Here is a 17052-nt window from a genome sequence, read left to right as displayed (position 1 = left end):
ATACCTCTTTTACTTATTAATATAGTTACATCCATTTTTCTTTATCAAAAAAGGAGAAATCGCCATGATTTCTCCCATTGTTTGTGCAGTCCGTCATTGTTCTGTGTCTTCTTCATCGACTTCTACGTCTATCTCTACATCTTCTTCGTTTTCAAGTTCCTCTTCATCACTCGCTTCGGTGACAATAAACGTGCCATCATTTTGCGGCATCGGATCGACTTTGTTCGCTGGAGCCGGGGCATCAACTTTAGGTGCGGTTTCCACCAAAGAAATCAAATCCGGTCTGTAGAAAGCGGAAAACTGGATAGAGACAGCCAAAGCCTCTTCCTCGCTTATTTGTTGCGTCTGTTCCGGATAAGCGGAGAAATTGATCGCTTCGATGACCATGATGCGTTTCATTGATTCGATTTCCTCAATAAAAGCAGTGATGCTTTCGTAGTCATAGGCTTCGAGTTCGACCGTCGCTAGCAGCTCCTGTATGTTCTCGACACCTTCGACCGGCGCTAGTAATTCGAGCGGGCCTTCAGTGAAACCGACGGATTGAATCAGTGTACCGGAAAGCAGCTCAGCTTGTTCAATTTGAAGCAGTACTTTATCAGCCAATGGTTCTACCGCAACTTTTTGCTGCAAATCGAGCGGATTGATACGTTCGCCTTCAGGTAGTTCCTTCAATTGACCTTGAAGCGCCATCAACACTTCACGCTCCGAAGAAAGCGTTTGTTCGCTTTGTTCTTTCATCTCTTTCGCCGGAGCATAGGTAGCAAAGTAAGTGAAAGCGATGACCGCAATCAAAAACAAACTGGCCAATACGATCAAAGCGTTATCTTTTTGTTGTTTGGAAAAGTTCATAGTGCATCCTCCTGCGTTTCATCCGGCGCAGTTTCTGGTTCTTCCGGAACTACTTCTGGAGTTTCCTCTATCTCTTCTCCGACTTGTTGTTCAGATTCCTCATTATCTTCTTGTTCGATAATAGTGCCGTCTTCTGCCACAGTTCCTTCAGCAGGAATCCGGTCATCGACAAACACCAAGCTGTATGTTGCCAAGTATCTCGGATTCAGCAGCAAAGCATCCTCTGCCCCGCCCGCCTCTTCTTCAAGAAGATCCAGTTCTTGATTGGTCACAGAATCCAATGTTGCAGAAGCCAGACTTTCAGCTGATTTCAACTGCGTAAGGTAATAAGCCGCTTCGCGCGCTGTGTCAAATTGAAGTGTCAGCGTCGCAATATTGGGCCCGGTAAACGAAAAAGTATTAAAAAACCCTCTTTCTGGCAGCACGGCGACCAGTTCTTCAAGCAGAGGCACCGTATCGAATTCATAGCTTTCTGCCCATTCCACTGTCTTTTTCAATTGTTGTTCGTCGTTCAGGCCTTCAGTCGCGCCGATCTGTTGGCGTATCGCTTCCTGTTCAGCAGCGACTAACGCCGACTCTTCAATGAGTTCTGCTCGGGCCCGCTCTTCTGCTTGGGCCATGAAAAACAGCAAAGCCCAACTCAATAATGCCAATAACACGAGCACACCGGCGATAATAAGAGGATAAGGGCGTTTCTGTTCTTTTTGAGGCAGTAAATTAATATCAATTAGCATCATTTACACCTCTTTCAGCGCAAGGCCGATTGCCCGGTTAAAGCGCGACGGAATCGAATGCGTTTCATCGGATGCGATTTCGCCGAGAACAATCGGCAAAAACGGCACAGCAAAACGATTTTCCATCGGTCCGCGCAGTTGTTCGAATTCGTACGGATCGATATTGCAGATAATTTTCGTAATGCCGGAAGCGCCGGCATTCAAATTATAGCGGTAGAAATTCGCTAGCTTTTCAGCTTCTTCTTGAATCGTTTCCAGCGTGGATGCCGGTTCCATCGCAATCGTCGTCGCAGATTCCAGATCGACCGAGCGCATAAACAGCGGATAGTGTCCGTGGAAGATTGACACGGTCATCTTTTTACGCCGCACATCAATGAGCAGCACATGCTCTTCCTCGGTGAAATCATGCTCTACATACGCCAGACGGTAAAGGGCGAGCGGCGTGATGTCCGCGACCACCGGCTTCAGTTTTGCTTCATCAAACACCGATTCATATGATTTCACGATCGATTCTTTGGAAGCGATGATGATCGCTTCCGGTTCTTCCGTATCCATATGATATGGCACCACATCGAATACAGGGTCTTCAAAAGGCAGATAAACCGTCGAGCCCATTTCGATAAAGAAATGGCCCTTCAGTTCATCCGGTTTAACATCTTCGGGGTATGTAACTTTGCGGATAATAACAAATTCGTCAGGGGCGAGGAAGCGGACTGACTTTTTGGAGAGACCCCACTGATTGACAGCCTCATCGAGTATCATTCCAAGCGTTTTGTCATCGGTAATTTTTCCGTCTTCAATGACACCAGCCGGAAGAGCAAGCTCTTCGGCAGCGCTCAACTGAAGCGGAGACACCGACTTCAATTCCACATAGCGAATTGCATCTTCTTCTATTGTAATCGTCGCTACGCGCGCTTTTCTCGATAAAAACGATAAGGCCATTTTTTCAGCTCCTAGATCTTTTTAATTATCGTCTAACTAAAGTTGCACCATTCGTCCCAGTACCCTTAGTTGTATTAGTGGGATCGTTATTTTTAATTGAACTAATTTGCGCTTTAGTTGCTGCAGTTGCTGTAATTGTAATGTCATCATTTAAAGCTACTCCAGTAACTAGTTTGCTTGTTACCGCATAACTAAATGATGTTATAGAGCCTTGATCCGGCAAGTAATTTCCCGTTTTAAGATTATCTAGAGTAACGGTAGTAGATGTAGGATTATCAACTATATACAGTTCAGCAGCAGATATCGCATTTGTCAAATCTGATTTTGCAGCTCCAACACGGCTGTTTTCAATAATATTCCCAATAGCTGGAATTGCGATAGCTGCAATAATAGCTAAGATAACGATGACGGCCAATAGCTCGATCAAGGTTAAGCCTTTCTGATCTTTCAACTTGTTTTGGATAAACTTCTTCATGTGTATTGCCTCCCTATTTCTTTCAATTGGTACTTTATAAGCACATTTTCATTATAGCAATGAGTATGGATATAGCAATAATTTTTTTACAAAAATAAGCATTATTTTCTATACAATTAATACAAAAGTCTACATATTGTCTACATTTTCAAACATACCGAACATCGGCATCATAATAGCAAGTACTATAGTCCCGACTAATACTGCAAGAAAAACGATCATTAACGGCTCGATCAAGGCCTTCAATCGGTCGGTCTCCGCTTCGACTTCTTTTTCGTAAAACTCAGCGACTTTCGACAACATATGATCAAGTGATCCCGTTTGTTCACCAATCGAAATCATATGCGGAATGAGCGGCGGAAACGCCCAATGATTTTTCATCGGTTCGGTCAAGGAACCGCCGCGTTCGAGCGAATCTTTTGAAGCGAGCACTACTTTCGAAATGACTGCATTGCCGACAACTTTCTCGACCATCGCCAAAGCTTGGAGAATTGGTACCGAACTGGAGAACAAGGAACTCAATGTCCGTGTCATCCGAGCAAGCGCTGATTTTTTTAATATTTTCCCAAAAATAGGCAAACGCAACATTAAGGCATCGAGCATATATTTGCCTTGTTCAGTGCGGTATAAGATCCAAAAGCTGCCGACAGTAACGCCGACTCCTGCAATTAGTAAATACCAATAGTTCATGATGAAATCACTGGCTCCCATCACAAAAACCGTAATCATCGGCAACTCGCCGCCGCTGCTTTCGAACATGTCGACAAACATGGGAACGATCGAAGACAGCAGAAAAATTACGACGCCAATCGCCAATATACCGACGACTGCCGGATAGGTCATCGCCGAGATTACTTTTTGTTTGGTCTGGTACGCTTTTTCATAATGTGTTGCCAGACGGTCCAAAGATTCATCGATATTCCCGGACAACTCTCCCGCTTTGATCAAATTCAAAGTCAGCGGCTCGAAGATTTTTGGGTATTTTGCCAATGAGTCAGATAACGAGTTCCCTTTTCTCAACTCCTCGTCCACTTCCATCAGGGCATTTTGCAGCGCCTTTGATTCCACTTGCTGAGATAAGATACGCACCGCATCAACAATCGTCACCCCAGCCCGCATAAGTGTAGAAAACTGTCGCAAGAACATGATGAACTGATCCTGTTTAACCGGATTGCCAATAACTATGTCTTTTTGCAAAGCTGTTGTTTCGAGTTCTCGAATGTCGATTACTTTGATGCCGTCGTCTCTCAGACGAATGATGGCATCTCTTCGTGTCTTTGCGACCAGCACTCCGGAACGAATTTTCTTATGGTCACGGCCTTCATATTTAAAGCGAGCCACTTACTCACCCCCTTCAAGGAACGGTTGGGCGGTCTGGCGGCTGATTTTGCCAGTCGCCAATAATTCTTGAACAGACGACACCATCATATGCATTCCGAATGAACGGTTCGTCAAAATAACATTCGGAATTTGATGAACTTTTTCAGTGCGAATTAAGTTCGCCACCGCAGGGTTGTTAATGAGAATTTCTGTTGCAGCGATTCGTCCTGTGCCGTCAGCGGTCGGCAGCAAACGCTGGGACACGACCGCTTTTAAAATTCCGGCGAGTTGCGTGCGCACTTGCGCTTGCTGTCCGTGCGGAAACACATCGATGATTCGCTCGATTGTCGAAGCTGCACTGGACGTATGCAGGGTAGCCATCACAAGGTGACCGGTTTCCGCGGCGGTGATGGCGGTCGAAATTGTTTCCAGATCACGCATTTCACCTACCAAAACGACATCTGGATCTTGGCGCAAAGCTGCACGCAAACCGGCTGCAAATGAATCCGTGTCAAAACCAACTTCGCGCTGGTCAATAATAGATGAACCATGGCGGTGCAAATACTCAATTGGGTCTTCTAATGTGATGATGTGTTTAGTTAAATTTTCATTAATGTGGCGAATCATTGCTGCCAAGGTGGTCGACTTTCCTGACCCAGTCGGCCCTGTCACTAAAATAAGTCCTTGCTGGGTTTCTGCCAAATTCGCCAAGATTTTCGGCATATTCAAATCAGCGATTGTCGGTATTTCGGTTGGAATAGTTCGGAACGCATGCGAAATCGAGCCGCGCTGGTGGAAGGAATTGACTCGGAAACGGGCAACTCCAGAAAGCGAATAGGAAAAATCCATCTCGCCTTTATCTAGAAATTGCTGCCAAAGAAGTTCCGGCATTAACGCTTTGGCGATTTCCTTGGTCATGTCGGGCGTCAAGTTTTCATCACCGTAGCGCTTTAAGGTGCCATGCATGCGGAAAACGGGCGGAATGCCGGTCGTCAAATGAATATCCGAAACATTTAAGTTGCGTGCTTGCGTCAGGACTTTATCTATATAAGTGGTTGGCATATTATCACTCCGCTATCGTGGCGACACGCAGAATTTCTTCTGTGGTCGTCAGTCTTTCCTGTACTTTCATCAGGCCATCATCGATCAAGAAAATCGTGTTGTTTTTCACGGCAATCTTGCGGATCTCTGCAGCCGTACCGCTCCGGTTGATGACTTCTTTGATCTCTTCGTCAACGACCAATACTTCATGGATCGCCATACGCCCTCGATACCCCGTCATATTGCATTGCGAGCAGCCTTTTCCTCTGGCGATGGTGTCTATCGTCAAACCGCGCTTATGAAAAATCTCTTTTTCTCTGACAGTCGGATCCTGCAGTTCACGGCAGTCGCGGCATACTTTCCGCACTAGCCGCTGCGCTACTACGGCATTGAGCGAGGCAGTAACCAGGAACGGCTCGACACCCATGTCCATCAACCGCGTCACTGAAGCAATGGAATCGTTCGTATGGATTGTGCTGAGAACCAAGTGGCCAGTCAAAGAGGCGCGAATGGAAATATCAGCGGTTTCTTTGTCCCGAATCTCCCCTACCATGACGATGTCTGGGTCCTGTCGAAGAATGGAGCGCAATCCCGCGGCAAAGGTCAGACCAACATTGGTGTTTACTTGAATCTGGTTAATCCCTTGCAACTGATATTCCACCGGATCTTCCACGGTGATGATATTAACCGCTTCATCATTCAACTTACTGAGTGCTGCGTATAAAGTGGACGATTTACCCGAACCAGTCGGGCCGGAGATTAAAACGATTCCGTTCGGTTTCTCGATTTCGCGCATGAAACGCTTCATATTCAACTCGCTGAAACCTAGTTTTGAAATATCAGTCAAGTTGTTGCTTAAATCGAGAATTCGCATGACGATTTTTTCTCCATAAACAGTAGGTAAAGAGGATACACGCAAATCGATCGGGCGAAAATCAACATTAGTCTTAATACGCCCATCCTGTGGAACCCGGCTTTCGGTAATGTCCAAGTTTGCCAAGATTTTAATGCGCGCAGTCACCATTTGCTGCATCATTTTCGGCAATGTGCGCTCTGTCCGCAGCGTCCCGTCGATACGGTAGCGGACAAGGATCTGGCCTTCCTGCGGATCAAAATGGACATCGCTCGCTTTTAAGGAAACTGCACTGGAGAGAATCTGGTTGACGAGCCGAACAATCGGAGCATCGTTGTCATTGAGCTCTTCTTTCTGTTCTTGTGAAACCTCTGGCAGTTCGCCTAATAATTCATCGTAAGATTCTTCTTCGTAATATTTCGCAATGGTTTTTAAAATATCGTCTCGTGAGGCAATCGCTGGTTCAACCTGAAAACCAGTTGTCAACCGGAGATCATCAATCGTGATGAAATCCATCGGGTCGCTCATGGCGATAAACAGTTTATCGCTTTCGACCTTCAAGGGCACCAGCAAATTGCGCTTGGCAAATTCCTTCGGCACTACATTGAAGAGTTTCGGATCGAACGGATAACGGAACAAGGTCACGTGCGGAATGTTCAACTGGACTTCAAGTGTTTCAATCAATTGTTGCTCGGTAATCAGTGCACGGGAAAGTAAAGCATCCCCTAATTTTTGGTCATCTTTTTTCTCTTTCAGCGTCAATTGAAGATCTTCTTCGGTCAACAGACCTTGTTCGATCAATATATCGCCTAATCTTTTGCGGATGATCGCCAAACTAATTCCTCCTAGACCATTTAAGGGTTGATCAACTTGCCGGATTTATCGTAAACAGGTTCATCTGATTGTTCGTCGCCGTTTTCTTCATTGCTATTTGCATTGCCACTGTCACTGCCTGCATCTGAACCGCTATCATTTTGGCCGTTTTGGACAATGTCACCATTTTCATCAAATATGATCGGATAGCCATCCAGGTCAAATCCTGGGTTTTCCGGATCTTCAACAATCAAATCGCCTTGTCCTTGATCGGCATCAGGGTTTCCTGCATCTTCACCGGCTGGATCAGTTGCATCCCCTGGCGATGCTGCTTCCGGAGTTTCGAGCGGATAGACTTCTACCCGATGAATAGGCGGATAAAAGTCGGTTGACACCGGTTCAACCTCTAGTTCCTCATTGTCATCGAAGACGGCACGGCTGACTTCGATGCGCGCGCCATCAGCACCATCTTCTTTAACCGATGTACCAGAAGATACAAACGCGCTATATTGTTTGATCAAGCGCGGCTCGATTTCTGTTTCGCCGCCCGTTTGAACCGAGTAATCGTAAACAAAAGGCAAAGCAGTGAGTGAAGCAGTAATCATTTCGCCAGCTTTATCGACATTCAATGTAAAGGTATTATGGTTCGGGTTGGTGAACGCCAGATCGATTGCAAGATCTTGGCTGATAGTTGCTTCAAAACCAAGTGGAATTGACGCCGGCTGCGTAGCACCGATGCTGCGCTCATCAATCAATAAATTCGTCTTCAATACGGTCGAATAAACAACAGAAGCAATTTCCGTCAATTCCTCATCCGTAATGTCCCATGCATTCAGCTCAGCTAAGACGGCCAATAATGAGAATTGCGATTCGGGCGCTATCTGCATGCCATCCAACTCTTCGATGACCAAGTCCGCCCCGTCGCTTTCTAAATCATGTGGAAAGCTCGTTTCAGAGACGATAACTTTTTCAACCGTCAACGAATCGTCACTGATATCTACCCGGGTTTCTGTCTGCCCAGCTGCCAGTGCCTGCTCCAGTATCGATGTAATGCTTTGGGTATCGGTTTCAGAAAAAGCCACTTCTGGGAAATTCGATTCCAAAAACGAACGCGTTTTTGCTTCCGGCAAATTAATGACAACATTATTTTGCTGACCGCTTTGTGCTTGTGATGTTGTTTCTTCCACTAGAGCTTCCGCATGTTTAAGAGGATACTCTGCGGTAGCATCTTGAAAACGAACGAACAATGCAGCGTTCTGTTTCCAAGAATCGAAACTGCTCGAGACAGTCGAAACTGCACTTGCCACTTCCATATTTGAAACATCTGTAGTGCCTATATATGTATTGTCACCGTACTCTTCAGAGGAGAACAACAAATTATCAACCGCATATGAACCGGCATTGGCTATTCCGAAAAAAACCATCGCAGAAGCCAGAACTGTCACAAACGTCAAACCAAATACTTTATTATCCAAGTTATTGCTCCCCCTTACCCGTTTCAACTGGGCTCATGCTAAAACTATTTTCTGTTGTATTTTTTGACGAAGATGCTGCAGCAACTCTTCCCTTTCTTTCTTTAACATACCGTTGCTTTTCAAGTTGCCGTTTCTCCTCTAACTTCACATAAACTAATGTTACCAGTAGAGCCACTCCAACGATGGCAATCAATGGCATATAGAACGGATAGTTCCCTTGCAACGCGACCGCTGCCATAGCAGCGATCAGTCCCCCTCCAACCGTTATTATTTTTTTACTCATCGGTATGGACTTAAAGAAAAAATGAGCTATTGCCAGCGCAACACTTCCGAGCATGATCAAAATTAATAAACGAACCATATATAATCCCCCTCTTTTTGGTTACACTCTTGTCTCACAAGGCTATTACTTCAAAAATAGGCATTTGTGAAGAGAGTCTTATCTGTCGACCCGAAATTCAATACTAATTTTGATATGAAAGTAATGATTATCATAGTCAATCTATTAATAAGAATTTATCATTCTTTAATTGTAAAAAAAATCCACCTTATTAGTATTACACTCCCACGTTTCTATAGCTATCATACAAGATAAATGTTATAAATAAAAGTAGGTATTATTATTTATTAAGACCCCATTTGAAAGTTTGAAAGGTCTTTTTATTTTCATTTTCTCGTCGTTTTATGTCATGAAATCAGATTACTAATGAGGATTCAGTAAGATATCGGGTATTTTCAAACACTTATAAAGATTTATTTTGCAGAAAGAGATTGTGAGGGGTGAAGTATGGAAAACGAAAATGGTTTTACACTAGTGGAGGTTTTAGCATCCCTCGTCATTATCTCCATTGTCCTAATGAGTTTTATGGCAATCTTCTCCAATACAAATAAACTCGCTGTCAGCAACAGCGAGAAACTAGTGGTGATCAATTTGGCAGATGCTTATTTAGAGAGAGTCAAAGTACAAGCTGATGAATATATTGAATTTCCTACGGCAGATAAATGTAACAGTAAAGAAATGCCCTCTTTCATTTACAATATCAACGAAAAAGATTACAGAATTGAAGTAAATACTTATCAGGATTTAGACGAATGCAGTTTATCTTTAATTAATGTAGTAGTAATAGTAACTGCCGTTGACTCTAATATGTCAAGCAGCGTGGAGGGGTACATTTCCGATGTTAGCAAAGATTAATAACTCAAAGGGCATTACACTAGTCGAACTCTTAGCTACGTTAGTCATTGTTAGCATTGTCGCTTCACTCTCATACTCAGTTCTTTCCCAGGGCTATTCCAATTATCAAAGGATACAGGCAGAAGCAGAATTGCGTGATGAAGCAGATTTAATCATGTCTAGTTTTATTAAGGATATGTTTGTTCTGAAAGGTGAAGAAATAGAAATGGGATCTATTTGTTTAGACGCTTCCTCCACCACATTAATGAAAATAACTAAACGTAACCCTATTAATTCCGAAGAAGTAATTGAACAATACAACACTGGATTTAAAGACGGAGAAGTGATTGTAAAAGACCAGCCGGTTCATTTTCACAATAATTCAGTTACTCTTCTAGAAAATGATTGTAATGGTGAACTTTATAATTTAATTACAGAAGAAAAAGACAACACGGAATACAAAGTTAAATTCACATTGAAGACTTTAAAGGGGAAGCAAGAGCATACAATGGATTTTGAAAATACTGTACAGGTAATTAATGGTGGAGGAGACTAAACGATGAAGATACTAAACAGTGAAACAGGATATTCTTTGCTATTAACCTTAATGCTTGTACTTTTATTTTCTATCCTCGGCGCCAGTTTGATGGCGATGACAATTAATGGTACTCAGAAAAACGAAACTCGGGAAAAGGTCATACAGTCTTCCGATTTAGCTGATAAAGGTATTGAGTTAATTACCTCCCAAATAACCACCGAGTTAAATCAGTCTATTTCTGCAAACGGAATTTCAGCAGCTGACTATGTAAACAAACTGAATAATGTAGTAGATAAATACAAGTGCATTGGCGGTATGCCTTTAACTGGAGAAGCGAACCCTGGAGCCGGAACAGATTATACAGTCTGTATATCAAAGTCTGTTGACGACCTAGATAGCCTACTTGTTGTAAATTCTACCCAAAAGTATTTAAGAAAGAACATTACTTTCAAAAGCATCGGTACTTCAGATGACAAATCAGAAACTCTTTATACAACATATAATATCGGATCAACGCAATATCCGGAAGTATTGAATTATGCAGTTGGCGCCTACAAAGCGAAAAGTGACTTTGTTGACTTGGATGATCCTAATCGCTTTCCTATAGTTCCAGGTGAAGGTAATTTGTTTTTAAATGGGGGTTCTTCAATCGAAGGCGATCTGAAAGTTGATGGAAATTTAATTGTATCCGACTACGGTATTAGAAGAACTTCAAATTATTGGATTGTTGGCTACAGTGATTATTCGCAAGCTAGTGTTTTCCCTCAAATTTCAGCTGTTAGTTCGGGGAAAAAAGGAAAACTATTTCTTGGTGGTAGCATGTACAAGTTTAATGCTATTTTTAATGGCACTACCCAAAACAGTGTATTTAATTACGATAAACATTTGAACTCCACATTCTTAGACAAGGATAATTGGTACTACACTAAAGTCGGGAGTAAGTATAACGGGAATTTAATAACTGAAGAAAATCTTTTCTTTGATAAACAGGCCCCCTTAAATACTAATAAATTAGTAAACGTAGATCCTATTAATTTCAAAAGTCAATTAAGTAAAGTACATATTAAACCAACCGCGACAAATATATATGACGTAGGTGATGATAGAGCTTTCAGTAATTTAGATAACGCTGGTGACGTGTATTTAGTTGAAGAAAAATGTATTAGAAGGTGTAACAACAAAAATAAAGAGATTGAACTAGACTATGACGGCAGCTTTTACGGATCCGGAAAAAATAACTTTAATAAATTTGGCACCCGCGGGAGTCTTGTGCTTTATTCAACAAATACAACTTTCAAAGAAGGTGCGTATATAGAAGAGAATATGTACATAAAAAATTCAACTGAGGAGTATCCATCTAAAATTAAAGGCATCGTATACGTTAATGGAGATTTAAAAATTGAAAACGCTCATCTTGAAAGTGACGTGATTTTTTACGTCGAGGGTGATGTTACTATCACAGAATCTGAAATATATGGTATTCCATATGATGATCGCACAGGTTCTTTAATCATTTTTGCTAAAGGAAATATTAATCTCTCAAATAACTCTGTAGACAAGCCCAATCCTAGTCGGATTAAAGGTTATTTTTATAGCGAACAAGCTATGGAGATATATGGTGTAGGATCGAATATTAGAATCGAGGGAGGCATTTCAGCTAGAAGAATCACTCTCAATGCACTAAGAGGAGATGGCAAAAAGTACTACTCGAGTAACGAACAACTTAAGATGTCAAAAGCACTTTCCAGATTAAACATTATATACGATCAAGATATAATTAAAAATTTTTCAAAGTTGGATATTGATACTGAGCCATGGATTAATAATATCTCTCCTCCAGTAGAACTAGAACGAAGCTATGATGCTCCGTAACTTTAAGAAAGCCCAAGTTCACCTCTGAACTTGGGCTTTCTTTTTATTCTATTTCGAATACGCCGCCACTTTATTCCGCCCCGCCTGCTTCGCCCCGATATACAGAGCACGGTCGGCGTTGCGGATCATCGCCATGGCATCGTCACTATCATCTGGTGCGGATGAAACGCCGATGCTCATGGTGATGTGGATACTAACAGTCCCGCGATTGTCGTCGAGGTCACTTTGCACGAGAAATTCGTGGCTTTTAATTTCTTTGCGAATGTTCTCAGCGAGCAGCATAGCCAGTTCTTTGCTATAGCTTGGAAGCAAGATGACGAACTCTTCTCCCCCATATCGTGCGACTGTGCCTTCGTCACCGATCATCTCTGTCAATAAATTTGCCAAGGCTATCAAGATTTCATTGCCGCTTTGATGGCCATATTTGTCGTTGATGGATTTGAAGTAATCGATGTCCATCATGATGACGGATAAACTTTTTAGTTCACCTTTATTGACCTGGTCCATGCATTTACCAATTGCTTCGTCCAAGTAGCGGTAATTGTATAGCTTAGTGAGCCCGCAGCGTTCACTCTTGGCGATTGCGTTTTGGACGAGTACCGCTTTTTCCAGTGATACAGCGAAATAGGTGCTTAAGATATCGAGAATTTGAAGCTGGTGATGAAGAAACGCATGCTTTCTGCGAGCCGCGAGAACCAGAACCCCTTCAATTTTATTATTGCGTGAAATCGGCATCGCCATGAGGCTCTCTGACTCTGGGTTGATATGATCGCTTTGAATGTCTTTCCACTGGGATTTTCTGCTGAACATAAAGGAATCGTTTTCAATAATCGCTTTGCCCGCTATCCCTTGATCGCAATTGACGGGTTTTGCATCGAGCGATTTAAATTCTTTGTCTTCATAGGTTCTCAACATTAACAATTGCCCTTTGTGATAGTCAATGACATAGGCATAGTCCACTTTGAAAAGCTCTGCGACTTGGATGACGAATTGATCGAGCACTTCATCTGAAGACAGCCGAGCAGCCAATTGGTGGCCGATTTCTCCCGCTTTCTTCAAATCGTTATTAACCTTCTCGGAATTAGTGTACATGTGAATGACAGCGGTCATTGTAAAAAACGGGATGCCTAGCAATAACAAAGCCGCCAACCCGAAATAGGCTTCTGACATATAAAGGGCGATTGAAAACGGAAACACTAAAAAGGCAATGGTGAAATCCCAAATCGTATCGAGCGAGAAAAAGTTTTTATGTTCGCCGAGAATCCGGATATAACCGTAGAGAATCAGTTGATTGGAGACAAAAGAGACAGTCTGGAATAGCAAGCCAAATACAATGACGTGAGCCAGACTCAAGGAACCGATCTCACCGCCGGCAAACAGGAACAGTAATCCGGCAATCGCCGAGACGGCAAAGAACATGATGGAATTAAAGGGAAATCGTGCCGACAGATTCTCGGAAGTGCGTAGCCTCAAGATCACGATAATCATCGCTACTTGAGACAGAATGACTTCTGTGAAGATTCCGTATTTCAAGAAAACCGCCACCGTCAGCCACTGGACGAGATAGGTAGGCACCCCACTGATATTCATCGGGAATAAACAAGCCAGCACAAAAAAGGCTAAATAAGCTAAAACGTCGGTCAGTTCCATGGCAGGAGGCGGGTAATATTGATAGATAAGGTAAAGACCTGGCGGCACTACGAACAACCAAGCTGTCCATAGGATTCGCGTTCTTTTGGTTATTGGATCCATCGCTTTTCTCCCTCGCTATGCTCACGGATTGACCCGTTTCCCGATCAATGGCTAGTTATACAGCCGGAACATTTCATAATTTTGTTGTTTCAAGAGACTCAGTAGGTACAGAGAACCTGTGACTATTGTCACTTCTACTTCTTCGTGTACAGGTAATATATCATATTCATTTTGAATTGTCTTTATTTTACTTATATTTTCTGAAAATAAAATTTTTGCCGGCATGGCACGCTCATCTTTAAAATCTATAAACGTGAAACGGATGGCGATATTTTCCAGAGATTTTAAAATGGATAAATAGTCCTTTCCTTGAATTAAGCCCATCACAATATGAATTTTTTTATTTGGGTAATTTTCCTTGATGGTTTCAACAAGCGCATTGATGCTCGCCTCGTTATGCGCACCGTCAAAAATGACACCTGGATATACTTCCTCAAACCGGAAGGGAATGGCTGCTTGCGCCAAACCGGAAACCGCTTTTTCTTCTATAAAGGATTCCCCGAGTAATTGCTTTACAGCTGTCCATGCCAGTGACGCATTGACTTCCTGATGGGCTCCTTTCAATGTTAACGAGCCTTTGTACGGCTGCACTGTGAAGACAAGAGCATTTTTGTCTTCTGCAATTTTTTTTACTTGCTCATGCGCTGATTCCGGTAATTCACCGATAACGACTGGTTTGCCTTGTTTGATGATGCCCGCTTTATGCCAAGCGATTTCTTCAATCGTGTCGCCGAGAAAGGCTGTGTGTTCTTTGGAAATGCTTGTGATGATACTGACAAGCGGCTCGATGATATTGGTGCTGTCAAACCTGCCCCCCATCCCCGCCTCCATGATGATGTAATCTGGAGATTGTTCTTTCAACATAAGAATTGCCGCCACCGTCAGCAATTCAAAATCCGTCAGCGGTGTTTTCACTGCCGCAAGCTGCTTCATCGCCACATCAAATTCTTTCTCGCCAACTGGCTGCCGGTTGATTTGAATCTGGTCATGAACATCTTCAATTGCAGGCGAGAAGAAATTACCGACCCGTTTGCCGTGAGCCATGAGGATAGATGAGATGAAAGCCGCTGTCGAGCCTTTGCCATTGGTTCCGGCAATGTGGATAAATGGCAACCCGTGATGAGGATGCCCTAGTTCGGCTAAAGCCGATTCCATTGCTTCGAGTCCAGGTTGAATGGCAGCGTCCGACCGAATGCCCCATTTTTCTTTATAGTGGTCGAGCCCTGTAATCATGAATAAAAACCTCTTTCCTTAAGTAAACGTGATACACTTTTTACGTATGAGTATATCATGAAGGTGGAATGGAAATGCTGAGTTGTTGGGTGATCTATAACGGAAGTCTCGTTTCCGATAAATTTCAAGACCAAGCGCAATTGATGGCAGAAGCTGCCAAGCGCCAAGGAATCCAAGTGGACATCAAAAAAAACTACGAAATTCAAATGTCGCTGTCTGAACAACAGAAGTTTCCGGACTTTGCGGTGTTGCTCGACAAAGACATCCTGCTCGGCTATTTCCTCAAAAGCCGAGGCGTGCCGGTTTATAACGATCCCGCCATCATCGACTTGTGTGACAATAAGGCCACACAATACTTGCGGCTGTCTGAACGGCAAATCCCGATGCCAAAAACAATCGTCGCGCCGAAAGTGTATCCGAATTTCTCCATCCAAGGTTCGGGTTATTATGAAGGCGTCTTAAATCAGCTTGGCTTGCCGATGATCATCAAGGAAGGGCACGGCTCGTTCGGCATGAAAGTGTATTTGATCGAAACCGAAAAGCAGTTTTACGAGAAAGTCGAAAGCCTGTCTGGCATCGATTACGTCTTCCAGGAATTCATCTCAGAAAGCCGCGGGCGCGATATTCGCGTCAATATTGTCGGCGGGAAAATCGTGGCAGCGATGAAGCGCCAGTCTGATACCGATTTCCGTGCGAACATCACCAATGGCGGCCGTGCGTTCCCCGTCGAGTTGACGTCCGAGCAACAGCAACTCGCCCTAAATGCGGCTCAAGCCGTCGGGGCAGTATTTGCCGGCGTTGATTTGCTCTACGGTCCGAACGACGAGACGCTCGTCTGCGAGGTCAATGCTGCGGCACATATTCGCAATATCCTTAATGTCACCGGCATTAACGTCGGCGATGCGATGATTCGCTATATTGTCGAGGATTTGTCATGATCGCTTTGTATGAAACTGCATCTGCACAGCACAATATGGCATGGATTGACGACTTAAAACGCTTTTATCCGATTGAGCTGCTCACTTGGGATGACTGGAGTGAGTCCGGGCTCAAGGAATTGCTCAAGCGCATGCACGGTCAATCGGTCTTTTTCCGCGTTCGGAAGCCCAACGCTGCGCGTTTTTTAGAGGATCACGGTGTCCGGTTAATCAACCGCGCAGAAGTGAATCGCATCGCTAACGACAAATGGCAAAGCTATCAATTGCTGCAGTTGCTCGGCGTGCCGGTGATCCCGACACAGAAAACGCCGCTTGCGGTCCCTTATATCGCTAAAACCGCTGACGGCCATGGCGGTCAGGAAGTGTGGCTAGTAGAATCGCCACAAGATCAGCCGGACACTAACACCCCTCTCCTCTATCAGCCTGTTGTTCCGCACATAGCCGATGTCCGGGCCTATGTGATTGGCAAGGAAATCGTCGGCGCCGTGAAACGCAGTGCCACCGATTCATTCAAAGCAAATTATTCTCTTGGCGCTACTGTTGAACGCTTTGAGCTATCGGCTTCGCAGCGGCAAGACATCAAAAAAATTGCCGAAGCTTTGAAGAGCGATTACCTCGGCATCGATTTTCTTCTATTAGAAGACGGTCGCCATTTGTTTAACGAAATCGAAGACCCCGTCGGCGCACGCTCTTTTTATCAAACACACGGCGATAACATCGCCGAACTCTTGGCACGTCATTTCACGAAGCTCGACCAAAACTATCCGTTCCGCGAATATGACCGGAACTAAAAAAGCGATTCCCCAATCAAGGGGAATCGCTTTTTTCAGGCTGTCGAGAAAGTGATAAAGTCGTATTTTCCGAAGCTTATCGCTCGCTTTCCGTGGGCTCGCGCCCAAGCCTCCTCAGCCGCTTTGAAACCCTTGTGCTCCTACATCTGCGTGGCAGATGCGTCGCAAATGAATGCGTTCAGCTAAGCTTCACTCATTCATTTCTTGCGGGGTCTCGGTCGTCTCGCTGATCCACAGGAAAGATAAGGTCGA

The 17052-nt window shown here is 43.8% G+C and carries 16 protein-coding genes; 5 read left to right on the top strand and 11 right to left on the bottom strand.

Going from position 1 to position 17052, the window contains the following annotated elements; genetic code table 11:
- Nucleotides 1-93: 93 nt before the first annotated feature.
- The 9 genes from BBI11_RS06995 to BBI11_RS06955 all read right to left on the bottom strand — a co-directional run bounded on the left by BBI11_RS06995 (nt 94) and on the right by BBI11_RS06955 (nt 8863).
- A complete protein-coding gene (locus BBI11_RS06995) occupies nt 94-849 on the bottom strand; it encodes a pilus assembly protein PilO (protein ID WP_068461831.1) in 756 nt (251 codons plus the stop codon).
- Nucleotides 846-1586 carry a fimbrial assembly protein gene (locus BBI11_RS06990; protein ID WP_237150329.1) on the bottom strand — a complete coding sequence of 247 codons (741 nt, stop codon included), beginning with the start codon at nt 1584-1586 and terminating at the stop codon, nt 846-848. The genes BBI11_RS06995 and BBI11_RS06990 overlap by 4 nt, the downstream gene beginning before the upstream one ends.
- Nucleotides 1587-2525 (bottom strand): type IV pilus biogenesis protein PilM, encoded by a 939-nt coding sequence (gene pilM, locus BBI11_RS06985; RefSeq protein ID WP_068461828.1) that lies wholly within the window; start codon nt 2523-2525, stop codon nt 1587-1589.
- A 25-nt stretch (nt 2526-2550) separates the two neighbouring features.
- Complete coding sequence (locus tag BBI11_RS06980) at nt 2551-3000, bottom strand: prepilin-type N-terminal cleavage/methylation domain-containing protein (protein WP_068461826.1); 450 nt, start codon at nt 2998-3000, stop codon at nt 2551-2553.
- Nucleotides 3001-3129: 129 nt separating this feature from the next.
- The gene (locus tag BBI11_RS06975; RefSeq protein ID WP_068461823.1) at nt 3130-4341 is read right to left on the bottom strand and encodes a type II secretion system F family protein; all 1212 of its coding nucleotides are present in this window, start codon (nt 4339-4341) and stop codon (nt 3130-3132) included.
- Nucleotides 4342-5382: a type IV pilus twitching motility protein PilT gene (locus tag BBI11_RS06970; protein WP_068461821.1), complete on the bottom strand. Its 1041-nt coding sequence runs from the start codon at nt 5380-5382 to the stop codon at nt 4342-4344.
- Nucleotides 5383-5386: 4 nt separating this feature from the next.
- Nucleotides 5387-7048 carry a GspE/PulE family protein gene (locus tag BBI11_RS06965; protein ID WP_208597182.1) on the bottom strand — a complete coding sequence of 554 codons (1662 nt, stop codon included), beginning with the start codon at nt 7046-7048 and terminating at the stop codon, nt 5387-5389.
- A 20-nt stretch (nt 7049-7068) separates the two neighbouring features.
- Nucleotides 7069-8502, bottom strand: coding sequence for a VanW family protein (locus BBI11_RS06960; RefSeq protein ID WP_068461820.1), 1434 nt, complete (start codon nt 8500-8502; stop codon nt 7069-7071).
- 1 nt (nt 8503) lies between these two features.
- Entirely contained in the window at nt 8504-8863 is a 360-nt protein-coding gene (locus BBI11_RS06955) for a hypothetical protein (RefSeq protein ID WP_068461817.1), read from the bottom strand.
- Between the two features lie 426 nt (nt 8864-9289).
- Between BBI11_RS06955 and BBI11_RS06950 the strand changes: the two genes are divergently transcribed.
- Genes BBI11_RS06950 through BBI11_RS06940 form a run of 3 tightly spaced genes read left to right on the top strand, consistent with a single transcriptional unit; the run spans nt 9290 to nt 12086 of the window.
- Nucleotides 9290-9697 (top strand): type IV pilus modification PilV family protein, encoded by a 408-nt coding sequence (locus BBI11_RS06950; RefSeq protein WP_068461816.1) that lies wholly within the window; start codon nt 9290-9292, stop codon nt 9695-9697.
- Entirely contained in the window at nt 9681-10232 is a 552-nt protein-coding gene (locus BBI11_RS06945) for a PulJ/GspJ family protein (RefSeq protein ID WP_068461814.1), read from the top strand. The genes BBI11_RS06950 and BBI11_RS06945 overlap by 17 nt, the downstream gene beginning before the upstream one ends.
- A 3-nt stretch (nt 10233-10235) precedes the next feature.
- Nucleotides 10236-12086 carry a hypothetical protein gene (locus BBI11_RS06940; protein WP_068461811.1) on the top strand — a complete coding sequence of 617 codons (1851 nt, stop codon included), beginning with the start codon at nt 10236-10238 and terminating at the stop codon, nt 12084-12086.
- Between the two features lie 48 nt (nt 12087-12134).
- On the opposite strand, the gene BBI11_RS06935 is transcribed toward BBI11_RS06940, so the two are convergent.
- Together BBI11_RS06935 and BBI11_RS06930 are read right to left on the bottom strand one after the other, a co-directional pair.
- Nucleotides 12135-13838 (bottom strand): sensor domain-containing diguanylate cyclase, encoded by a 1704-nt coding sequence (locus BBI11_RS06935; protein WP_068461809.1) that lies wholly within the window; start codon nt 13836-13838, stop codon nt 12135-12137.
- 51 nt (nt 13839-13889) lie between these two features.
- Nucleotides 13890-15071, bottom strand: a complete 1182-nt coding sequence (locus BBI11_RS06930) for a bifunctional folylpolyglutamate synthase/dihydrofolate synthase (RefSeq protein WP_068461806.1) — start codon at nt 15069-15071, stop codon at nt 13890-13892.
- Between the two features lie 74 nt (nt 15072-15145).
- Here BBI11_RS06930 and BBI11_RS06925 point away from each other — a divergent pair, with 74 nt between their 5' ends.
- Both BBI11_RS06925 and BBI11_RS06920 read left to right on the top strand, forming a co-directional pair.
- Nucleotides 15146-16009 carry an ATP-grasp domain-containing protein gene (locus BBI11_RS06925; RefSeq protein ID WP_068461803.1) on the top strand — a complete coding sequence of 288 codons (864 nt, stop codon included), beginning with the start codon at nt 15146-15148 and terminating at the stop codon, nt 16007-16009.
- The gene (locus BBI11_RS06920; RefSeq protein ID WP_068461801.1) at nt 16006-16800 is read left to right on the top strand and encodes an ATP-grasp domain-containing protein; all 795 of its coding nucleotides are present in this window, start codon (nt 16006-16008) and stop codon (nt 16798-16800) included. The genes BBI11_RS06925 and BBI11_RS06920 overlap by 4 nt, the downstream gene beginning before the upstream one ends.
- Nucleotides 16801-17052: the final 252 nt, after the last annotated feature.

This window comes from Planococcus maritimus (assembly GCF_001687625.2).
GTDB lineage: Bacteria > Bacillota > Bacilli > Bacillales_A > Planococcaceae > Planococcus > Planococcus maritimus.
This window is presented reverse-complemented; position numbering and strand designations above follow the sequence as displayed.

Excerpts from the sequence above, each read along its gene's own strand:
- BBI11_RS06995 (WP_068461831.1), bottom strand. The coding sequence starts at position 849 with ATGAACTTTTCCAAACAACAAAAAGATAACGCTTTGATCGTATTGGCC.
- BBI11_RS06990 (WP_237150329.1), bottom strand. The coding sequence starts at position 1,586 with ATGATGCTAATTGATATTAATTTACTGCCTCAAAAAGAACAGAAACGC.
- pilM (WP_068461828.1), bottom strand. The coding sequence starts at position 2,525 with ATGGCCTTATCGTTTTTATCGAGAAAAGCGCGCGTAGCGACGATTACA.
- BBI11_RS06980 (WP_068461826.1), bottom strand. The coding sequence starts at position 3,000 with ATGAAGAAGTTTATCCAAAACAAGTTGAAAGATCAGAAAGGCTTAACC.
- BBI11_RS06970 (WP_068461821.1), bottom strand. The coding sequence starts at position 5,382 with ATGCCAACCACTTATATAGATAAAGTCCTGACGCAAGCACGCAACTTA.
- BBI11_RS06955 (WP_068461817.1), bottom strand. The coding sequence starts at position 8,863 with ATGGTTCGTTTATTAATTTTGATCATGCTCGGAAGTGTTGCGCTGGCA.
- BBI11_RS06950 (WP_068461816.1), top strand. The coding sequence starts at position 9,290 with ATGGAAAACGAAAATGGTTTTACACTAGTGGAGGTTTTAGCATCCCTC.
- BBI11_RS06945 (WP_068461814.1), top strand. The coding sequence starts at position 9,681 with ATGTTAGCAAAGATTAATAACTCAAAGGGCATTACACTAGTCGAACTC.
- BBI11_RS06940 (WP_068461811.1), top strand. The coding sequence starts at position 10,236 with ATGAAGATACTAAACAGTGAAACAGGATATTCTTTGCTATTAACCTTA.
- BBI11_RS06935 (WP_068461809.1), bottom strand. The coding sequence starts at position 13,838 with ATGGATCCAATAACCAAAAGAACGCGAATCCTATGGACAGCTTGGTTG.
- BBI11_RS06930 (WP_068461806.1), bottom strand. The coding sequence starts at position 15,071 with ATGATTACAGGGCTCGACCACTATAAAGAAAAATGGGGCATTCGGTCG.
- BBI11_RS06925 (WP_068461803.1), top strand. The coding sequence starts at position 15,146 with ATGCTGAGTTGTTGGGTGATCTATAACGGAAGTCTCGTTTCCGATAAA.
- BBI11_RS06920 (WP_068461801.1), top strand. The coding sequence starts at position 16,006 with ATGATCGCTTTGTATGAAACTGCATCTGCACAGCACAATATGGCATGG.